The organism is Vibrio lentus (assembly GCF_030409755.1).
Lineage (GTDB): Bacteria > Pseudomonadota > Gammaproteobacteria > Enterobacterales > Vibrionaceae > Vibrio > Vibrio lentus.
The window spans coordinates 1,285,639-1,305,626 of sequence record NZ_JAUFQE010000001.1 but is presented as its reverse complement, the minus strand read 5'-3'; the positions used below and the strand labels follow the sequence as shown (position 1 = coordinate 1,305,626).

The 19,988-nt window shown below is 44.8% G+C and carries 13 protein-coding genes; 3 read left to right on the top strand and 10 right to left on the bottom strand.

Annotated elements, in window-relative coordinates; genetic code table 11:
- The first annotated feature begins 80 nt into the window (after nt 1–80).
- The gene (locus tag QWZ07_RS05440; RefSeq protein WP_192852344.1) at nt 81–1,751 is read left to right on the top strand and encodes a flagellar assembly protein A; all 1,671 of its coding nucleotides are present in this window, start codon (nt 81–83) and stop codon (nt 1,749–1,751) included.
- A gap of 150 nt (nt 1,752–1,901) precedes the next feature.
- Here the strand turns inward: QWZ07_RS05440 and QWZ07_RS05435 are convergent, their stop codons facing one another.
- The 7 genes from QWZ07_RS05435 to QWZ07_RS05405 all read right to left on the bottom strand — a co-directional run bounded on the left by QWZ07_RS05435 (nt 1,902) and on the right by QWZ07_RS05405 (nt 13,410).
- On the bottom strand, nt 1,902–3,650 hold the full coding sequence (locus QWZ07_RS05435; protein ID WP_192852343.1) for an SgrR family transcriptional regulator: 1,749 nt from the start codon (nt 3,648–3,650) through the stop codon (nt 1,902–1,904).
- A gap of 186 nt (nt 3,651–3,836) precedes the next feature.
- On the bottom strand, nt 3,837–5,951 hold the full coding sequence (locus QWZ07_RS05430; protein WP_065106001.1) for a type I secretion system permease/ATPase: 2,115 nt from the start codon (nt 5,949–5,951) through the stop codon (nt 3,837–3,839).
- A gap of 17 nt (nt 5,952–5,968) precedes the next feature.
- Complete coding sequence (locus QWZ07_RS05425; protein WP_192852342.1) at nt 5,969–7,879, bottom strand: bifunctional diguanylate cyclase/phosphodiesterase; 1,911 nt, start codon at nt 7,877–7,879, stop codon at nt 5,969–5,971.
- A 5-nt stretch (nt 7,880–7,884) separates the two neighbouring features.
- Nucleotides 7,885–8,553 carry a transglutaminase-like cysteine peptidase gene (locus QWZ07_RS05420; protein ID WP_029223589.1) on the bottom strand — a complete coding sequence of 223 codons (669 nt, stop codon included), beginning with the start codon at nt 8,551–8,553 and terminating at the stop codon, nt 7,885–7,887.
- Nucleotides 8,554–8,612: 59 nt separating this feature from the next.
- Nucleotides 8,613–10,004: an HlyD family type I secretion periplasmic adaptor subunit gene (locus QWZ07_RS05415; protein ID WP_017106060.1), complete on the bottom strand. Its 1,392-nt coding sequence runs from the start codon at nt 10,002–10,004 to the stop codon at nt 8,613–8,615.
- A gap of 112 nt (nt 10,005–10,116) precedes the next feature.
- Nucleotides 10,117–11,412, bottom strand: a complete 1,296-nt coding sequence (locus tag QWZ07_RS05410) for a sigma-54-dependent transcriptional regulator (protein ID WP_192852508.1) — start codon at nt 11,410–11,412, stop codon at nt 10,117–10,119.
- Between the two features lie 66 nt (nt 11,413–11,478).
- Complete coding sequence (locus QWZ07_RS05405) at nt 11,479–13,410, bottom strand: sensor histidine kinase (RefSeq protein WP_192852341.1); 1,932 nt, start codon at nt 13,408–13,410, stop codon at nt 11,479–11,481.
- Nucleotides 13,411–13,576: 166 nt separating this feature from the next.
- On the opposite strand from QWZ07_RS05405, the gene pdxH reads away from it, so the two are divergent.
- Nucleotides 13,577–14,212, top strand: coding sequence for a pyridoxamine 5'-phosphate oxidase (gene pdxH / locus QWZ07_RS05400; RefSeq protein ID WP_004732548.1), 636 nt, complete (start codon nt 13,577–13,579; stop codon nt 14,210–14,212).
- 110 nt (nt 14,213–14,322) lie between these two features.
- On the opposite strand, the gene QWZ07_RS05395 is transcribed toward pdxH, so the two are convergent.
- The 3 genes from QWZ07_RS05395 to QWZ07_RS05385 form a co-directional block, all read right to left on the bottom strand.
- Nucleotides 14,323–15,042 (bottom strand): helix-turn-helix transcriptional regulator, encoded by a 720-nt coding sequence (locus QWZ07_RS05395; protein WP_192852340.1) that lies wholly within the window; start codon nt 15,040–15,042, stop codon nt 14,323–14,325.
- Nucleotides 15,043–15,481: 439 nt separating this feature from the next.
- Nucleotides 15,482–17,311, bottom strand: a complete 1,830-nt coding sequence (locus QWZ07_RS05390) for a formylglycine-generating enzyme family protein (RefSeq protein WP_192852339.1) — start codon at nt 17,309–17,311, stop codon at nt 15,482–15,484.
- A gap of 182 nt (nt 17,312–17,493) precedes the next feature.
- Nucleotides 17,494–18,597: a PEGA domain-containing protein gene (locus tag QWZ07_RS05385; RefSeq protein WP_065105994.1), complete on the bottom strand. Its 1,104-nt coding sequence runs from the start codon at nt 18,595–18,597 to the stop codon at nt 17,494–17,496.
- Between the two features lie 498 nt (nt 18,598–19,095).
- On the opposite strand from QWZ07_RS05385, the gene QWZ07_RS05380 reads away from it, so the two are divergent.
- Nucleotides 19,096–19,920 (top strand): AraC family transcriptional regulator, encoded by an 825-nt coding sequence (locus QWZ07_RS05380; RefSeq protein ID WP_017106066.1) that lies wholly within the window; start codon nt 19,096–19,098, stop codon nt 19,918–19,920.
- Nucleotides 19,921–19,988 lie beyond the last annotated feature (68 nt).

Here is a 19,988-nt window from a genome sequence, read left to right as displayed (position 1 = left end):
ATTCTAATGTGGTGATTCTAAGCTCAGAACGAATTATATAGACTGAATAACAACTGAGTCATTAGGGATACTCGATTCGAATGTGGGACAACATTGTTACTTTGTCAGAAGATAAGCTGCAGGTGGTTGCTCGTTTGCCATCTGGATTTGTGGTCGACGCAAGCTTTGATAACAAGACATTGCCACCAGCCTTGGAAGTTTTGAACGCATCTAACTATTTTCTTTTCGAAGAAGAGGTACTGCGCTTTGTCACTCTTTCTAAAGAAGGTAAGGGTGAAGCTTATGAGGGAATCTTGATTGCCGAAGTTCGTCATGCCAGTGTTGCGGTCGAATTGTCAGATGATGAGATGCTCGCGAGCCTTGTCGTTACGGGACCCTATAATGGACATCCACTGCGTGGTAGCGACATCATTCACTGTTTGGCTCAGGCCCACATAACCAAAGGCATTAATAAGTTAGCGCTTAGAAAAGTTTTGATGATGAGTAGTAAGCTAAAGCCTGGAGAAAAATTTACTCAGCCAGTCGCTCAAGGCACACAACCCGTAAAGGGTAAGGATGCGAAGTTTGCCGCCTTGGTTGAAGACATTACTCGCCAAGTCTTAAAGCCACGCAGCAAAGACGCTGGCAAGATTGATATGCGAGATTTAGGTGAGACCATTACCGTTGGTCAAAATGATCACTTGATGAAGCGCACTCCTGCGACTAAAGGTATTGCTGGCTTTACCGTTCAAGGTCGAATCATCCCACCACTTCCTGGACAAGACAGTTTAATCAAACCTGGCAAAGGCACCTACATTTCTCCCGACGACCCTAATTTACTTCTCGCCTCATGCCCCGGTTTACCAATCATTAAAGAACGCAGTATTGAAGTTGATGATGCGCTATGTGTCAGCAATGTTGATGTGTCTACCGGCCACGTTAAATTTAAAGGTAACGTTTTTGTCTCTGGAAACATTGAACCGGGAATGATTGTTAAGGCGACAGGTTGCATTACGGTCGGTGGTTTTATTGAATCGGCCGAGGTTCAAGCGCAAGGGGACATTAAAGTCGCGAAGGGGATTATTGGTCACACTACAAAAGAAGGTGAGCCCAAGTCTTGCAAAGTATTTACCAAAGGCTCCATTACTGCCAGCTACGCTCAAAATGCAGAGTTACAAACGGGTACCGATCTTCGTCTTGGTGTACACAGCATGGGTAACGAGATTCGATGTGGGCATGACCTTATCGTGATGGACACGATGAAGAAGCATGGCACGCTCAGTGGCGGAGAAGCTAAGGTGGGTGGCAAAGTGGAATGTGTCTTCTTGGGCGTAGAAGGGGATACCGCAACTAAGGTTCATGGTTTTGCGCGCTACGATGGTTACCGACAGAAGATTGCAGAACTCAAAGAAGTGTATAAACACGCGCAAGAACAAACCATGGGCGTAATTCGCCAAGAGCTCGAATTTAAGAAGCGGCCAAAAGCGGAAAGAAGCGAAGAGCAAGCGCAGGAGATTGAGCAGCAACGAGAAAAGAACAATCTCGCGATTGAAAATACCAAGTCGCAGTTGGATACACTCGAAGCGGAGTTTGAAACCAACCTTGCCGAGTGTACCGTAGAGGCACACGAAAAGGTGTATACCCGAGTCACTATTCAGTTTGGCGATGAAACAGTCACAACCAAACGAACTCATGGCGGCAGTGTTTTCTCGTTCAACCAGTATGAGATTCAATGTTCGTTCAAGATGGAACAAGAAGATATCTCGTTGTAATTGGTGCCCACTTACGGCACCGACTCAGCGGTTATCAAGAATATCTTCATCGCAATACGACATCATGTTAGAAGAAAGATATCTGTGAATGACATTGCCCTTGATGTTCATTAGATAAAACAAAGACCAACTGCTATTCAATATTCTTCATTAATCAGAAGACCACACAGAGCGAATATCTGGCCACCCCCAATTAGTGAGCGATACATCTTCTAAGACGCCGTGAAAACGTAATGTTTGAGTGTGATGGAACATAGGAGCAATCCAATATTCACTGATGAGTGTTGAAGCGATGGGTTCTAGTGCTGTTAGATAATCTTCAAGTGGAGTGAACGCTCGTACGTTTTCCAATTGCTCATCAAGCCACCTTGCATTTACCTCTCCCAGTGTGTGGTACAAAACGTTATTGCTGTAGAAATTAGAAAACGCTGAAGCATGACGGTTATCATCTAAATTGGTATTCGTTAAGATCAGTGTTTCATTGAGCGTGCCGTTCTCTGCTTTTTCACTCAACTCTCGATAGGAATACATTACTATTTCAACCTTACAGCCGTGATCGGTCAGTACAGAAGAAATAGCGCGAGCGCATCGACGCAATGCTGTGTAGTTGTAACCTGCGATGGTGATGGTTTTTGGTAACGCGCTGACTTCACCAAACTGGCGTAATACGGGGCTCCAAATGGGTAATAAGTTGTTGGCTAGTACGCTGCCATAATGCGTTTTCTCTTTACGAAACAGTTCGAGTAGTCGCTGGGGGTGCATTAGCTCCGTAATGTAACGACGTTGGGCGCGTGTTAATGGATGTTTCGTATGCTGGTTGAATAGAGCGAATAAGCAGCCGTCTTCAGTTCGACTGTGTTGACTCGAGTGAGAGGCATTCGGTGTTTGTATTGAAACTTCAATACCGCTTGTGGTTTCAGATACTTGGATAGGAGCATTACTTGATAGCGATGGGTTCTCCATTTTTTCATCGTTAACAATCCAAATCGTGACTAAATCGACTAACACACGACACGCATAGTAGCCATCGAACGCTTGCAGCTTTAGCTTATTTTTATCGTGCTCGACCACAGAGAATGGGCCACTTCCAATCACCGAATTGTTGTTTGCGACATTCACTTGGCTCGCTGGCTGAATGCCGTATTTGACGCCTGAAATAAGCCCAGCGAACCCACGATCCGGTTTGTTCAATGTAAATACAACTTTCAGAGGATGCGGTGCAGTGATATCAGTGACGTGCGCTAGCTCTTTTTGGTAATACGGAAGAGAGCTAAGCTTGGTAAACAGGCTCACAACAGTATCCGCATCGATTGGTGTATCGTTATGGAACGTTAACCCAGGACGAAGATAAAACGTCCATTGATAATTATCCTCATCATAACGCCAATGGTGAGCAAGCTCAGGCCTCACGACGCCATTGTCATGACTGGATACCAAGCAGCAATAAACCTGACGCAAAAAGAAACGCTCACTACAACGGTGTAATTGGTGGGGGACAATGCGCTCAAACATTCGCTTGTATGTCAGCTGGATGTTCACTCGGCCTTCTTGAACAGAAGTCCCAGAGGTTGTTTTTAGGAGGCGGCCAAACATCGCCTCATCTTCATCGAGAATCGCTAGTGCTCTCTCATACTTGCCTTGTTGGATTCGTTCTAGCGCAAGGCTCTCTTTTAGGGCGCTTAGCTCAATGTTTAAAAGTAGCGTTGATCGTTGATTTCGACCCGCTTTGGGCTGCCAGGTTAACCAGTCCAACTCCTGCATTTGAGACAATAAGTTGCGAGCATGCCGAGGAGAAGTACACAGTAAATCAGCAACTTCCTGTACTGTGGTTTTTATTTCGCTACCGACACCAATTGTTATGATTCGCTGGTAGTATCGAAGCAGGTTGAGATTAGACACTAAAAGCCCTTAGTTAATGAATAGCTTTGCATTTTACTCAACTTAGCTTTTAAAAAATAAGAAAATGTTCGGCTACTTTGTTCCTCTTTTGTTGTTATTTCAGATAAAAAAAAGGGGGAGCTGATGCTCCCCCTTTGCTTTTTAGTGATATCGATTTAGTTAGATTCTTTAAGTCACATGATCGCTTTAACTTGCAGCTCTTACCTTACCTTGCTTCAAGTCTGACAGAACTTGCGCTTTTGGACCGTCGGCAATAATGCTGCCTTTCTCCATCACAATCACTCGATCAACAATGTCTAACATCGAAGTCTTGTGCGTGATTAGAATTAAAGTCTCGCTTGGCAACAGTTGGCTAAGCTGATGCTTGATGTGCATTTCTGAACGGTTGTCCATGGCACTGGTTGGTTCATCCATCAATAGCACTGGCGGACGACCTAGGAAGGCTCTAGCTATCGCGATAGCCTGACGTTGACCACCCGATAGTAAACCACCACCTTCACCCACTTGGCGCTCTAAGCCCGCAGGATCTTGTTGAGTGAAAGCAGTAACGCCTGCGCGGTTAGCTGCATCCATAACATCGCGGTCATCAACCAATGGACGACCTAATGTGATGTTGTCTCTCACTGAACCATAGAACAAGTTACTGTCTTGCGGTACACAGCCTATATTGCGTCGTACGTCGACATGATGAAGTTGCTCCATGTCAGTGTCGTCTATACGAACATGGCCTTCTGTGGGCTTGTAGAGGCCCATAATCAAGCGTTCTAATGTCGTTTTACCTGAACCAATACGGCCGATTATCGCCACTTTCTCACCAGGTGTAATGGTTAGGCTCAAATCTCTCACTGACGCGACTGGAGAATCTGGGTAATGGAAGGTTACTTTATCCAGTGCAATACGGCCTTGAATGATAGGGCGGTGGATATAACGCTTTCCTTCTTCCTGCTCATCAGGCATCGACATCACTTGTTCGATTAAGGTCATTGAAGATTTCGCCTGATTGTAACGCGTCGAAAGCAATGAAAGTTGAACAAGAGGCCCAATGGCACGGCCACTCAACATGGTCGCAGCAATCAAGCCACCCATCGTAAGTTCGCCTTCTGCAATTAGATACACGCCAAAAATGATCATACCGACGTTGGTACTTTGCTGAACAAAGCCTGCAGTGTTTTGGATGCTGTCAGTAATGCGGCGACTTTTGATGTTCCAGTTCGCCATGTGCGCGACAGCTTCTTCCCAACGGAATTGGAATTGGCTTTGAGCGCTGAAAAGTTTAACGGTTTCTAACCCCGCCAGACTCTCGATTAAGTTCGCGTATTTCTGAGAAGCAAGGCGTGAACCTTCTTCAATGGTTCGACGCAGCGGGCCTTGGATTAACAATGCATAGATGATCAGAACGACAACACCGACCACAGGAACAAATACTAGGTTCCCTGCCATTAACCAAATTAAAGCCAGGAACATCAGAGCGAATGGTAAATCGATTAACGAGCCAATCGTCGCAGAGGTAAAGAACTCACGAATCGATTCGAACTCTTGCAGGTTTTTCGCAAAAGCACCGACCGACGCTGGTTTTGCTTCCATGCGAATACCGAGTACTTTGCTGAATAGCTTGGATGAAATCAGAATGTCCGACTTCTTACCCGCGACATCAATAAAGTAACTTCTCATCAATTTCAAAAGCAGATCGAAAAGGAAGACAACGAAGATCCCGCTCGCCAACACCCACAAGGTTTCAAAGGCGAGGTTGGGAACTACTTTGTCGTACACCAATCGAGTAAACATCGGGGCTGCGATGGCGAAGACATTAATCAATATGGATGCGATCAGCACGTCTCGATAGATGTTCTTCGATTCCCAAATGGTGCTCCAGAACCAGTGACCTTGACGTGTTTTTAGAATCTCTGGTGAGCGTTCATCGTAACGAAACTGCTTTTTGACTAAGAAATAGCGGCCAATAAACTGTTCTTTCAATTCCTCAACTGGAATGACGATCGGTACCATTCCACTTTCTGCGGTGATGATCTCTGCTTCTTGTTTTTCTAAATCGATACTATTAAGAACACATGCCTCGCCCTGCTTGAGAAGTAAAACAGCAGGCAAAATAAGGTGAGGGATGCTTTCTAGGTCGGAACGGTTTTCTTTCGCCACTAATCCCGCACGCTCGGCAGAGCGAGGGAATAGGAAAGGGGTGAGCTTTCCGTCTGATAGTGGCAGTCCATTGATCAACGCTTCGGGCGAGTTAGCTAACCCGTAATATCGGCTAACGTAGATCAATGAGTTCAATAGTGGATCTTGCATGCGATATAACCTTACTACTATTTATCAACAATGAAGCCTTGGAACACTTCTACGTAGTTATCAGACAAAATATCAAGCTGAGTCTGAGTTTCAATTCGTGACGCAATGGTCGTCACGCCAAGGTTATGAGCCGTTCTTGAGATCGACGTTAATGTGAATTTCTGTTTTTCATCATCAAGGTTATGCGTGAACAAGTAATCGAGCTTCACATAGCTCGGACGGTATTCGTTAATGTAATCCAATGATTGGAAGTTACGTCCGTAGTTATCGACACCAAACACTGCGTCAGCGTTGCGAATGGTGTTACACAGTAGCGCGGTGTAGTGCGGAACGTTGATGAAACAGTTTTCTGGAATCTCAAAGTGGAGTAGGTGAGCGATTGAGGCATTTTGCTCAAGGGTTTTACCAATCCAACGGATGAAGCTTGGTTGAGAAATACTGCTTGGTGAGATATTGATGGCAACAGGGCTTGTTACTTCTTTTGCATTCAGCTTTTCAATCATCTTCTCGATAACGTATTGGTCGAGAATATGGCTCATTTCAAGCTGCTCTAGTGCGTAAAGGTATTGGTTAGCACCGTAACGAACACCGTCTTTCTCAATCGCAGAGAACACCTCTTGGTGATAGGTTTTGCCAAAGGCATTGTTTGCAGCTTGAAGACGGAAGGTGATTAGGTCGTTGATGATCGCGTCTTCAACCAACATACGCCATTGCTGTTTACCCATCACAGCGCCATGATCGTCTGCTGTGACGTAGCCATAATTAAGTTCACGGTTCGCTTTCGCACTTGAGAGCGCGTTATCCACCAGCGACATGATTTCGGTACTGGTTTTACGTTTGTTACTGTATGTCACACCAAGCGCAATGTGTGGATTCGCCATACCGGTTGGATCTGAACCTAGGTTTTGAATGCAGTTTACGATGCTGCTCGCGACGAGTTTCAGTTCGCTCTCGTCGATGTTTGGCATAATGAAGCCAAACTCGTCACTCGAAATACGAGCGATGGTGATATCTGGTGATGAAATTGACGCTTGTAACTGTTCAGCCAGTTGGTGAACTAAGGCATCGCCTTCTTGGTAGCCCTTTTCATCGTATTCTTCACTAATGAATTCGGCTTTTAGTACCGCTAAACCACCTAAGCTCGACTCTTCTAACCATTGTGTTAACTGAGACATGTAGTAAGCGCGGTTACCTAGTTGAGATACAGGGTCGATATAAGCACGTTCACGTAGCTTCTGAGCTTCTTTCGCTTGGTTTTTAAAGGCTTGTTCAACTTGAGTAGACATGTGGTTAATACCATCAACCACTAAGATCAAATCTTTGGTTTTCGGACGAACCAGTGGTTCACCAAACTGGTTTTTGGCGATCTGATCCATTTTGGTAATGATCAATGAGAGAGGGCGCAGTGCTCGCTTGAGGATCCATGAGATCGAGATCAAACCGAGTAAAAAGATCGCACCAAAAATAGTCAGTAAGCGGGTAAATGCTTGCCAGAGTTGATCATAAGCAGGGCCTGGGTGACTCACGATCTCGACTTCTGCCAGTTGCATCCAACCACTGGTGATCACGCGGCGGTCATGAACGGGTTCAAATAGATTTAAACTCGTAAACCATTCCGGTACTCCCGTTGATTTTACCGGGTAAGAGCGAAGAATATCGTCTCCGGTGTCTAGAAAAATCAATCGAACGACGGAGTAAGAACTGCCATCAAACAGGGCGTTGATAACAGACTCCACTGCCACCTTGTCCTTTTCTTCTAGGTAAGGGGCGAGAGCCAGTCCAACAGTATTAATGGTATTACTTACCTCAGAGCGTTGCTGCTCCTCTAAGTATCCACGGGTGGTATTGAATTCGATCATAAAAACTGACGTCATCAGCAGTATGAACACCGCAACCATCCCGACCACAAGCTGTTTATATAAAGTCATTGTACCTACTCATCGTAATTGATAATGGGTTTGTTTAATTTTAGAGAGCGCTCACGAGAACGTAAGTCGTTCCATAAGCTCAATCTTGAAGATTTCCCTGCTAGCTTACCGCTGCCTGCTGCCGACTTGATTAACCAAAGGTTTTTACCATTGAAACTGTAAATTGGTCGTAGGTCGCCGCGCTTAGAGCCGCGTTTTATCTCAGGGTTTAAGTTGTCCAAAATGAGTGGCTCTGCACTTGGTTTCGAGTAGTAAGCCAAAACCATATGGAATTGGTTTAACTCGAGTGCTTTTACGTACACCAATCTTAATTTTTTATCTGGGACGCCCAGTTCGAGCAAAGAGAAGTATTTCGCGATGGTGAAATCTTCACAGTCACCCGCGTTACTGCCTAGAAACTCCAGTGGCGTTGCCCAGTAATCGTTCTTTCCCCAAAGTATGCTGTCATCGACAAAGTACATTTGGTTGAAGAATTGATTAATGGATTCGAGCTTTTCTCTTTCGCTTAATCCACCATAGGCCGCGATATTTGAGCGCCATGTGGTGACTCGCTTAGCGGCTCTCTCTCCATAGGTTTCGGAAACAGCATCAATCCAACGTTGGTCACTCTTATTGAGGGCCGCAGAGGTAAAAGAGGTGAGGACCAACAGCAAAAGCGAGAGCCGAGACTTCATAGCCTTCGCTCTTGGGGTTGGGTTGCGCATTGAATAGCAGTGTTAAGCATCAAGCGTCCTTACTCTTTTAGTGCATTGTTCTGAGCGCTAAGTATTGGTTTCAACATGTACTCAAGAACGGTTCTCTTACCTGTGATGATATCGACTGAAGCTGTCATACCTGGAATGATCGGCAGCTCTTCGTTTTGTCCAAAATTGTGCTTTTCGGTGCGTACACGTACGATATAGAAGCTGTTGCCTTCTTCATCTTGCGTAGTATCGGCACTGATGTGCTCTAACACGCCTTCTAGACCACCGTATTTAGTGAAGTCATAGGCACTGAATTTAACGATGGCAGTCAATTCTGGACGTAGGAAAGCGATGTCTTGCGGGGCGATTTTCGCTTCAACCAATAGAGAGTCTTCAGTCGGTACAATCTCAACGATGTCCATACCCGGTTGGATAACACCACCAACGGTGTTAATGCCAAGGGTTTTGACTGTGCCTGTTACCGGAGAAACCACGACAGTACGGTTTACTCGGTCTTCAAGGCCAACAGCAGACTCTGTTAATGCAGAGAGTTTGTCTTGTGCTTGGTTAAGCTTTTCTTGCTGCTCTGAACGGAAATTCAGTGCGGCATCGATACGGCTGAGCATCGCTTCTTTAATGGCAGAACGTAGGAGGGGGACTTTGAGCTCGCTTGAAGTCATTTCTCGGCGAGTGTCGTTCACTTGTCTTTGCAGCTTAAGCAATTCAATTCTTGGTACCACGCCTTCGTCCGCAAGCGGTTTGGTGATATCCAGTTCTTGGCGCGCAAATTGGTAACTCTGTTTGAGGTTACGAACACGCGCTTTAATCTCAATTAGGTCTTGTTGTTTCTGTTCAACTTGTTGATCAAAAACAGAAAGTTGGTTTTTTAAGTTATTCAGATCTTGACGGTATTCTGCTTTCTGGCGATTCACCAGTTTTGGTTGAACCTCGTAAAATTTTGGTGGGAAGGCCAATTTACCGTAGTCGAGTAAGACACTTTTTTTCCACTCTGCTACAGAGAAATCTTCGTCGATAACAACACTGGTTAATGAGGCTGAAAGCATCAATACGTTGGCGGTTAAGTTGGCAACTTGCTGTTCGCGTTCACGGAAGTCTGAGCGAAAGCGAGTGTCATCGATCAACAGCAGTTGTTGACCTTTTTGAACTCGTTGGCCTTCTCTAACCAATATCTCTTTGACTAAACCACCCTCAAGGTTTTGAACCACTTGGATTTGAGAGGAAGGGATGACCTTGCCTTGGCCAACGGTGACTTTGTCTATTTCAGCCCAATTCGCCCACGCAATAGCAGCAACAAAAAACAGAATGATTACCCACAACATTATACGCGCGCTGGTTGGCGTATTGAGTAGCAGTGCCGCTGTTTTATCATCGACGTACTCAAGTTCGGTATCGTTCAATTTGCTGAAATTTTTCTGACTCATAACAGTCCTTGTGTGCTGAATAAAGGTGCAAGCCTATTGAGTGTATTCTTAGTTCTAAGAAATGTTAAGAATTTGTTCGCTTAAATCTTTGAATTTATATATTTTTTAAGAGTTATCGATTTTTGAAATCCGTTTTGTCGAGTTGGTGTTTCCTAAGCTTGTCATACAGCGTTTTTCGAGAGACTTGGAGCTCTTGTTGTACCTCTTTCAGTCGTCCTTGATGGCGATGTAGTGCCTCGATTAAAATTATTTGTTCAAAGCTATCAGTACGTTGGCTTAATGACTGTTGTTGCTCTTCAATTTTGACATCAAACTGGTTTTCTTCGTTTTGCTCATTTTCATCATTGTCGAGAGACGGTTGCTTTACTTGTGTCAAAACTCTGAGCTCGGCATGTTGGCGAAGCTGTCGTATGTTTTCGCTCCAATGAGTAGCGATTAACCGTAGAATCTCTTTTTCTGTGATAACGGGCGGTGGTAACTGATATCGACTTGCTGCACCGCGAGCAAAATGTTTAAACAAAGAGCCGATATCTTCCGTTCTTTGCGCCAAGGGTAGTAAATTAAATCGGCGCAGTTCACCTGTAATTGTAGTAGGAACTACTGTAGTTGCGATAATGATACAAGTTGCATTGGTCTTGCATGAGTTTTCACGAAGTAGAGTGGGTTTTAGAGCCAATAACCATAGCCATTGATCTGAAGTTAATGCTTCTGTTTCATGGATATAAAGTGTTCCACCCTGATGTTTTCGGAATAATTGCAGAACAAACTGATCAAACGTAGCTTGGTCACTACGCGGTAAATTGAACGCGGCGATCGGGCAAAGCTCAGCGGTATGATGGCTGTGCAAATCGTGTGTGTACTGCGCTGTGATTCTTTTTCCTGTCCCTAGATCCCCAACAAACAGCAATAGCGGGTTTGCTTTGGTATTTAAGGTGATTAACTCCCGACGTAGGGTTTGCATCGAAGGAGATTGTCCGATCAGTTTCGGCCCAACCTGATTTTGCATCGCTAGTTCTTTTCTTAGCAGATTGTTTTCTTCTACTAATGCCAGCTTGTCAGCCGCTTTTTTTACCGCGGTAAGTAAAGCATCGACCACAAACGGTTTCTCTAGAAAGTCATAAGCGCCAGCTTTCATCGCTGATACAGCGGTCTGCACGTCGCCATGTCCAGTGAGCACAATCACTTGGAAATGGGGATTATGACTGAGCAATTGCTGTGTCAATTGAATGCCATCCATCACTGGCATGTGAATATCGGTGATCACGATTCCGGCTTGAGTCACGTTGATCTTCTTCAGTGCCTCAATGGCATTGGGAAAGCAGACAACATCGATGCCTTCTATAAGCATGGCTTGTTCTACTGAGTCTCGAATTGCTGGCTCATCGTCAACAAAATAGAGTTTGGGCATAGATTGCAAAAGCGGTGTCCTTAGCATTTACAGATAAATAAAGTGATTTATAACAGGGTATTAGCTTTAATTTCGATAGAGCGGAATATCGAGTGAAAATACCATCCCCGATGGTTCGCGCGGGTTTGCGTTAATGGTGCCGTTATACGCTTCAATGATGCGTTTTGATATCGAAAGTCCCAATCCTAAGCCTTCTGGTTTAGTAGTGAAAAATGGGTCGAACAGTTGATTCAGCTTGTCGTCAGCCATACCTATCCCGTTATCCCAAACCATAAGCTTGCAGATGTCGCCCTGCAATTGCCATTCGATTCCAATCTGCGGGCTCGCTTGTTGGGTTAAGTCTTTGTGATCTAAAGACTGCTGCTCTATCGCTTGTTGTAACAGGTCTTGTTGCTGGAATGCTTGCTGTTGGATTGCCAGCTGCTGAAGCGCTTGAGTGGCGTTGTGGATCAGGTTCACCAGCACTTGCTCTAGCTCGGTTGGGTGAATGGCGATATTGAGATCATCCGGTATGGTGCTTAATCGAAGCGTGATGCCTTGCTTGATCATCACTGCGCTCAGAATACTGGTCGAGTTATTGACGGCTTGATGTAGGTTCGCCACGTGATGTTCTTGTTTGGTGACCTTGCGAGTAAAGACTTTGAGCCGAGCGATGATGTCGGTAATAGTGCTGTTGAGGCCAATCATTTTTTTAAGGTTACTTTTAACCAGATCTGAGCGATCCATCTCAAGCAGTTTTAGGCTGTTTTCACTGTAGGTTCTTAATGCCGCAAGCGGTTGGTTGATTTCGTGATTGATGCTAGCTGACAATTCTCCAAGCACGGCTAACTTAGCGGTTTGTGTAAGCTCTTGCTCTGTTTGCTTAAGCTTTAACTGAGATTCTTGATATTGGTAAATCGTCTGCTGAAGTTGGTCGTTAGATTGCTTTAAATAGTGGGTTCGTTTATCAACGGTGTGCTCTAAATTTTGATTCAATTGAGTTAACGCGATCTTAGCTAAGTAAGTTTGACGCCAAGACCAAGCAATGAGCACGACTAAGCTGTAGATAACCAGAAAGATGGCATCTATCTGCAAGACTTTACGTACTTCGGCTTTGGTTTCTTTTAAGGCAACCACTTGATACTGATTATTATTGGTGGAGGCAGGATAAAGCTTAAAGTTACCTAGCTTGTTTAATTGATTCGTTGTCAGCTGTGTTTGATTGTTTGTCGACGGGCTACTGTTGTTGCTGCTGGTCACTGATGAAGCTTGAAAGGCGTCAATGATCGATATTTGGCTTTGACCGTATTGGCGGTTGCGAGCAATTTCTTGTTGTTGTGCTTGAGTTAAAGGCAACAATGATTGGTAAAGCCAATTGGGTTGGCTAGAAAGAAACACCACTTGATTCGAATCGAGTACAACGATCTCAAAGTCATCGCTGGTGAGGATATTTTCAAGGTTCTCTAAACTGACTTTAACGGTAATGACCCCAACGATGTTGCCAGCGATATACAGAGGTGACGATAAAAAGTAGCCCCTAACATTTGAGCGTGCACCAAGGGCAACATAATGGGTTTTATCGCCTTTAATGGCGGAAGCAAAGTAGGGACGAAAAGAGAAGTTTTCACCAACAAAGGTACGCGGCTTTTGGTAGTTGCTCGACGCGACGACTGTGCCACTTTGGTCATGAATGTAGATTGTGTCTGCTTGGCTTTGATTCGACCATTCAAACAGCAATTTATTGAGACCTGTGGCAGTCATTTTGTTTGCTTGATCGTCGTGAGTAAAATAAGAGAGCAAGCGAGGATCGTGGCTAAGCAAATCAGGAATTTGTTTGAATTTTTCGAGCTCAGAATCGATTTGCAGATTGGCTTTGTTGGCGGCTTCATGAAGCTGTTGTGCGACGATTTTTTCTTGATACTGCACGGCCATAAAGTGTGTCGCACTCAGTCCTGCAATGCCTAACAACAATGAGAATAAAACAAAGGGTGTTAGAAGGTTAGGCCGTTTTTTAGTCACTGGTATCTCAGCTTATGATCCGTTTATATATAGACTATCAATATGATGGTTTGAGTACCGAGATCTTGTTAACACCGAACGCTTTCTGTAAGACAAAACCACGGCTTAGACTTGTGTTTCAAAGGATTACAGCGCAAAATCACAAAAAATTAAAAGGAGCAACGAAATGGAACTGACAGATATTCGTCGTGAATACGCTAAGGGTGGGTTGAGACGTAAAGACTTAGCCGCAGACCCTATTGAGCAATTCAATCTATGGTTAGAGCAAGCCATCGAAGCTAAGATGACTGACCCTACTGCCATGACCGTTGCCACGGTTGATGAAAATGGTCAGCCATTTCAACGAATTGTTCTGCTAAAGAATGTTGATAAAGACGGTTTCGTTTTTTACACCAACTTAGGTAGCCGTAAAGCGCACCAACTGGAGCACAACAGTAAGATAAGCCTGCATTTCCCTTGGCATCCTCTAGAGCGACAAGTTCACATTACTGGCACCGCTGAAAAGCTGACAGCAATGGAAAACATGAAGTACTTCTCATCTCGCCCGAAAGAGAGCCAGTTGGCTGCCATCGCAAGTAAGCAAAGCAGTCGTATTTCTGCTCGTGGTATCTTGGAAGGTAAGTATTTGGAGCTTAAACAGAAGTTCGCGAAGGGAGAGATTCCAGTGCCTTCTTTCTGGGGCGGCTTCCGAGTGCGTGTTGATAGCATTGAGTTCTGGCAAGGTGGCGAACACCGCTTGCATGACCGCTTCTTGTTCTCACGCCAAGACAACAGCTGGGATATCGATCGCCTAGCGCCTTAGTTTGAACCTGTTGTACCAATCAAAAGATACCGTTGATTTTGTGTTTATTCACATCAACGGTATTTTTTCGTCTGTACTTTCATCTGAGTACGAGTGTACAGAGCCATCAATCAGTCGCTGTGTAGAACAACCGAGATCTGTTTTTTGAGCAGAGTTTCTGGAATCACTGAACCTAGCCCTGAATCTAACGCAAACTCTATTAACTGGCTTTTACTGCGAGCATCGAACTTCTGCTTCAACCTAGCGACATGGCCTTCGACGGTCTTGATTGAGATATTCAACGTCAGCGCGATGTATTGGGGTTTCTTACCGAACAGCAATAAGAACAGCACTTCTGATTCTCGTGCCGTCAGCTTCTTTTGCAGCTTTGACACTCGCGGTTTTGAGCCCGCTATTGATGCCTGATTTCCTTTCTCACACGTCGCCTGACACACCCAATGACCAACCTCTAAGATGGCCGTATCAGTGAGCTCTTGACCATAGAAAATCGTACCTTGGACATTGTCATTTTCATCAAGCCAAGGAGTCTTGGTAAAGATATGTGCGTGCCAACGACCGTCGGGATAAGGATGAATATCGAGGATCTTGAGTGTGCAGCGCGTGTCCATCACATGCTTGTCTTGAGCCCTGAAGTCTTGCGCACATTCGGTTGTTTGGCTCGGCATATCGAAATCGGTTAAGCCAGTACAGCTTTCCCCCGGCTTCAACCCTATCAATTGGTTGTAAGCGAGATTGGCGTAGACGAAGACAGAGTCAGTATCTTTACAACCCCAACAGCCTGGGAGTTGTTCAAATAAAGAGCGATGTATGGAGTTTAAAGGTTCTGACAAGGTTTTATCTCGTTAGGTGCGACACATTGATAATATCAGTTTCTAATTGAGCTGCAATGGCAATTCGGGGCTCAACGACGAGCACGCCGGAGACGCTGAACAGCCATTAAACGGATCGTTGATTAAGTGTCTACCTTGAGGAGAATCGCTGAACGGAAGGGTGGATAAACAGGCAAAAAAAAGCCAGCCTGAAGATGGGCTGGCTAAAGACAAGATATGCCTTGTCGACATGTAGAAGATTTCCAGGTTAATTCGCGAGGGTCGTGCAAATTAACCTGAGGCATCAGTTAGATACCCAGAGTGACTTACTACTCTATCGATGAATCTACTCCTAGGAGTGCTTATGCATAAGGGGGGAATTCCCCTATAAACGCCTCTCAATGTGAGAATTGAGAACCTAGAGTAAATATTTCAAAATCTTGAACAAGTAATCGAGCGCTTATAGCTCTCGCACTACTCGGAATCCTAGATAATTGGCTGCGGTTGAAGGCGCGACATACAGTTCATTAAAGACCTTAGCTTCTTCAGGTGAGAAGCTCCACGCGCCGCCTTTTGCTAGACCTTTCTGAGTTGTTGTCCATTCCCACACGTTGCCAACCATATCGTAGAAGCCCGTTGGCGTTGGTAAGAACGACTTAACTGGTGAAGTGCTGACGTTTGACCAAGGTGTGCCAGCCCAGCCTGTATTCGCTTTGCCAGACTTGAATTCGTTGCCCCACCAGAAGTTGGTATCTTGGCCAGCTCTTGCTGCCGCTTCCCACTCTTGTGGTGTTGGTAGACGATAAGTGAAGCCAGTGTTTTTAGACAACCAACGCGTATAAGCTTTGGCATCATTCTGGCTAACACAAACAACGGGAGAGTCGTCCTGTTGTTTAAAGCCTGGGTTTTGCCAATGCTTGTCTGATACTGAGGTTATTTCCGCATTTGTAAAGGTGTCGCAGGTATTCATTAACTCTGCGTCTGTCTCGTAGCCTGTGCTCTCTGCAAACGCTTTAAAGTCGCGGACTCGTGTTGGTGTCGCTGCAAGGGCGAAAGGCTTCTTAATGGTGACTTGCTGTGCGTTGTTTTCACCTAACAAGTAACGACCTGAACCTACCACAATCATTTCTGGGCTTTGAACGTTGGCTTTCATTGGGTCTGCGAACTTGGTACCCACATTCAATGAATTTTGCTTAGCTTGTAGCACCGCTCTGAGATTGTGATCGCGAGCGATTTTCAATTCTTGATGGAAAGAAAGGTAACCTTCTTTCTCGATGGTGATCATGTGCTGACCAGTAGGTAACATCACCTCAACGGGTGTGCTGCCATATTTCACGCCGTTGATCGAAACTTTGTCGTTGTACTGGTTTGAACGAACCACCAAGTTAACCCAAGCGACTTCTTTTTGCTGATCGTTGGCTTGTTGCTCGCTTTGGGTGAAACAGTTTGATGATTGAATACCCAGCAGACGGCAAGGTGTGTTCTTGTCTGGGCGAGTCTCGAGATTCGCTGCAATTACTGCTCGGTAACGGTTATCTTCAGAGAAGCCAGAGGATTTCACTTTGTGTTGCAGGACGTGAATATTCAATGAAGCCGACGCTAGGTGCTCTTTTACAGCTTTCGATTCAGTCGCGTTGTCTACGAGGCTATGCTGGAATTGCTTTACGGCTTTTTGAAGTGCCAAGGTCACGGTTTGGTCTGAGCACTGTGCCAGTGTCATGTCGCTGCTACAACGATTGGTAAAGCTGACCGTTTGCTCTTGTGTTTGAGTGATCTCGTTTCTTAGTCGCTCGGCTCTTGCTCTTAGCTTGTCTTGATTGAGGTTTGCGATTGAAGCTTCTGCTGCCGCTTTCTCTGCTTGAATAGCCTCAAGTTCCATCACTAAGCCTTGCTGTGTCTGTTCAGAGTCTGACATCGCAAGCTTGTTCTCTTTTACGGTTTTCCAAGCCCCTTGGAAAGCGTTTTGAGCGAGTGAGATATCAAAGTCAGGTTCATCAATCATACGAGCGTAATCTTGCTCTAGGTTCGCTTTTGCTTTTGCTAGGTCTTGTTCTGCTTTAGCGGTCAGCTTTGCTACACGCGCAGATTGCTGTGCATGGTTATCGACTTGATTTTGTTTGTCTGCGAGCTTTTTCTCGACAGCCGTTAAGTCGGCATGCTTTTCGAAAAGCGAGCTTTCAATGTCGGTGACAGATGACGTGATTGCTGGTGGTGTTGCTTCAGCGAAAACAGCCGGTGTCATTAAGCAGGGAGCAAGTGCAAATAGTAGAGCTGGAAAACCTTGGCGCATGATGGGCTACTTCAATCGTAATTTAGGTTAATCAAATATTCTAAACGAAAACGCCATTTCGTCTGCAGCTACTTTCTATAACTATCAACAAAATGGCGAGTATTCATTCAGCTTTGTGAAACAGGCACGGCTATTTCAATCGGGCTTAACGGTTTATATCGGATTTAATTTCTATACCCGACTTAGCTTTCTTTGCTAGGAAGAAGCTTAACCCAGATGGTATCGCTGCCATTGATGGTTACAGAGCGGTTGTAAGATTCGTAACCCTGCTTTGAAATGGTCACCTGGTGACGTCCGCTTGGTAGTGCAACCTCAATTGGTGTGCTGCCATACTTGATGCCGTTAATGGTGACTGAATCATTGTACTGATCAGAACGAACGGTCACATTTGCCCACTGCTTGTCATTTTTCTTAACGACAGCGGCTTGACTGCCTGTTAGACAGTAGCGAGTAGACACGTTCAACAAGTTACAAGCGGCAATGGCTTCAGGTTTCGCTTGAAGCTGAGCTTGTATCTGCATGAAGTATGCGTTGTTGCCAGAGAAACCACTCTTGATTGCTTGGCTGTCTTGAACATGGATGTTCAGTTGAACACCTTGCAAGTTTTGCTTCGCTAGTGTGCTTTCTGTGAGCTGTTCAAGTAATTGGGTCTTGAACGTTTGAACGGCTTTTTGGTTCGTTAGGTGTTTACCTTGAGATGTACATTCACCGAGTGTCATTGTTGACGCACATGTGGTGGTGTAGCTGGTTTCAAGAACGGCACTTTCACGAAGTTCTGTTGCAATACGTTTAACACGAGCTTCAACTTTTGACTCTCTCAAGTTAGCTAGCTCATTATTAAGACGCGCTTGCTTTTGCTTGATTTGAGAAAGGTGAATTTCCCCCTCGTTCATCGCTTGTTGGTTATCTAACTGAGACGATTGATTCTCTTTAACGGCCGCCCAAGCATCTTGGTAGCTTTTCTGGAAAGAGACCAAATCAGTTTCTGGATCTTCAAGTAAGCGACTGTACTGTTTGTCGAGTACAGACTTAGCTCGGTTACGTTTTGCCTTAAGTTCTTCACCTTCGCGCAACAACTTACTATTTTTGTTTTGTAGTTGTTTTAGGTTTTCAGTCGCCGATACTTTGGTTGCTGAAATACGCTCAATATCTGAGTTTTTCTCTGTTAGCTTTGCATCGATAGCTGAAACGGGATCGACTTGATTCAGTTCTTCAGCTGATACCGATGCAGATACCCAAAGTGGGGATAGCGCAAGTAAAAGCGCTGAAATTCGAAAGTTAGTCATAGGTCCCTGCAACTTGTAGATTGAAATTGGCTCGTTAATAAAGTGTCTACTTCCTAGTTGTGAGTCACTAGTTATTAGCAATTAACACAGTACCCGTCTTTATACCGTTTTATTGCTATCCAATCTACTCAAAAGCCAAGTTTCGGTACTTCGGATACACTTTTTACAGGTTTATCGCCAATTATTTGAGCTATATAAGAAAATTTATTCATTATGTTAGGGCGCTGAAGTATTTATTGATGACATGGTTTTTCGTGCGGGTGTGCTTGCTTGCTTGTATGAGTGCTTGTGAAGCCCCTAAACTCACCGGAACGATTGGTTTTACAATGGCCGTAGTTTATACACTCTTGATCATCTTTCCGGAGGCATGATCAAGACGATCGCGATAATGATCTTTTGCTAAAGGTGAGGAAATGACTCTCATGATCATTTACAAATTCATCTTATGCAGATTTCAGAGTATTATTCTTACTATGTCGACCTGAATATTTTGCTGTTATGCCAAAACCGTTACCTTTTCCAAACCTAGACCTGTCCCCGCTAGGCCTTACTGGCCCTCGTCCTGCAGAGATCATTACTTTGCCATCGCATATGGATTGCCACGAGCATCACTATTCGCAGGTGGTTATTGGGCTAAAAGGTCAGGCGGAATTTGAAGTGAGCGGTAAAGGTAATCTTGTCGGTCCAGGGCAAGGCTGCGTAGTCACGGCTCGCTCTGATCATGCTTTCGGCGGAGTGGTTGGTCAGTCGGATATTCTCGTGCTCAACATGCCTATGCCAACCGATGATGACCCTCTGATGCTAGAGAAGATTAACCAGTTAGAATCATCGAACGTCTACTTCCAATTAGATGCGCAAATTCAAAAGCTTATCCATATGTTGGTGCAAGAGATGCAGGCCAGTCCTGATGATCTGTTATTAAGCCGTGCGTGCAATGATACGGTGATTGCATTGATGCAAAGGCACATCTCGGCATTTGAAACCTCAATCAAAGATTCACGCTTTGATCTTGAAGCGTTGGATCGCTACATAGAACAGCATTTAGCAAACAAGATCTCCGTCGCGCAGCTTGCGGGTAGTGTGTTCTTGGGTGAAAGCCAGTTCCATATGTTATTCAAAGAGCAAATGGGCATTACCCCTCACCAGTACGTTCTTGGCAAGCGCATCGACCGTTCTCGCCGTTTAATTGAACAAGGTAATCTAAGCCTTGGTCAGGTCGCTGAACTGGCTGGTTTCTCCGGTCAATCTTCCTTTACTCACACCTTTTCACGCCTTCAAGGCATGTCACCATCCCAATACAAAAAGAAAATTTCTGTTAAATAGTGAAACAAAACGGCATATTATTTTAAAGTTTCATATGTGACCTTGTGTTTGTTTTGTTAATAAAGCGA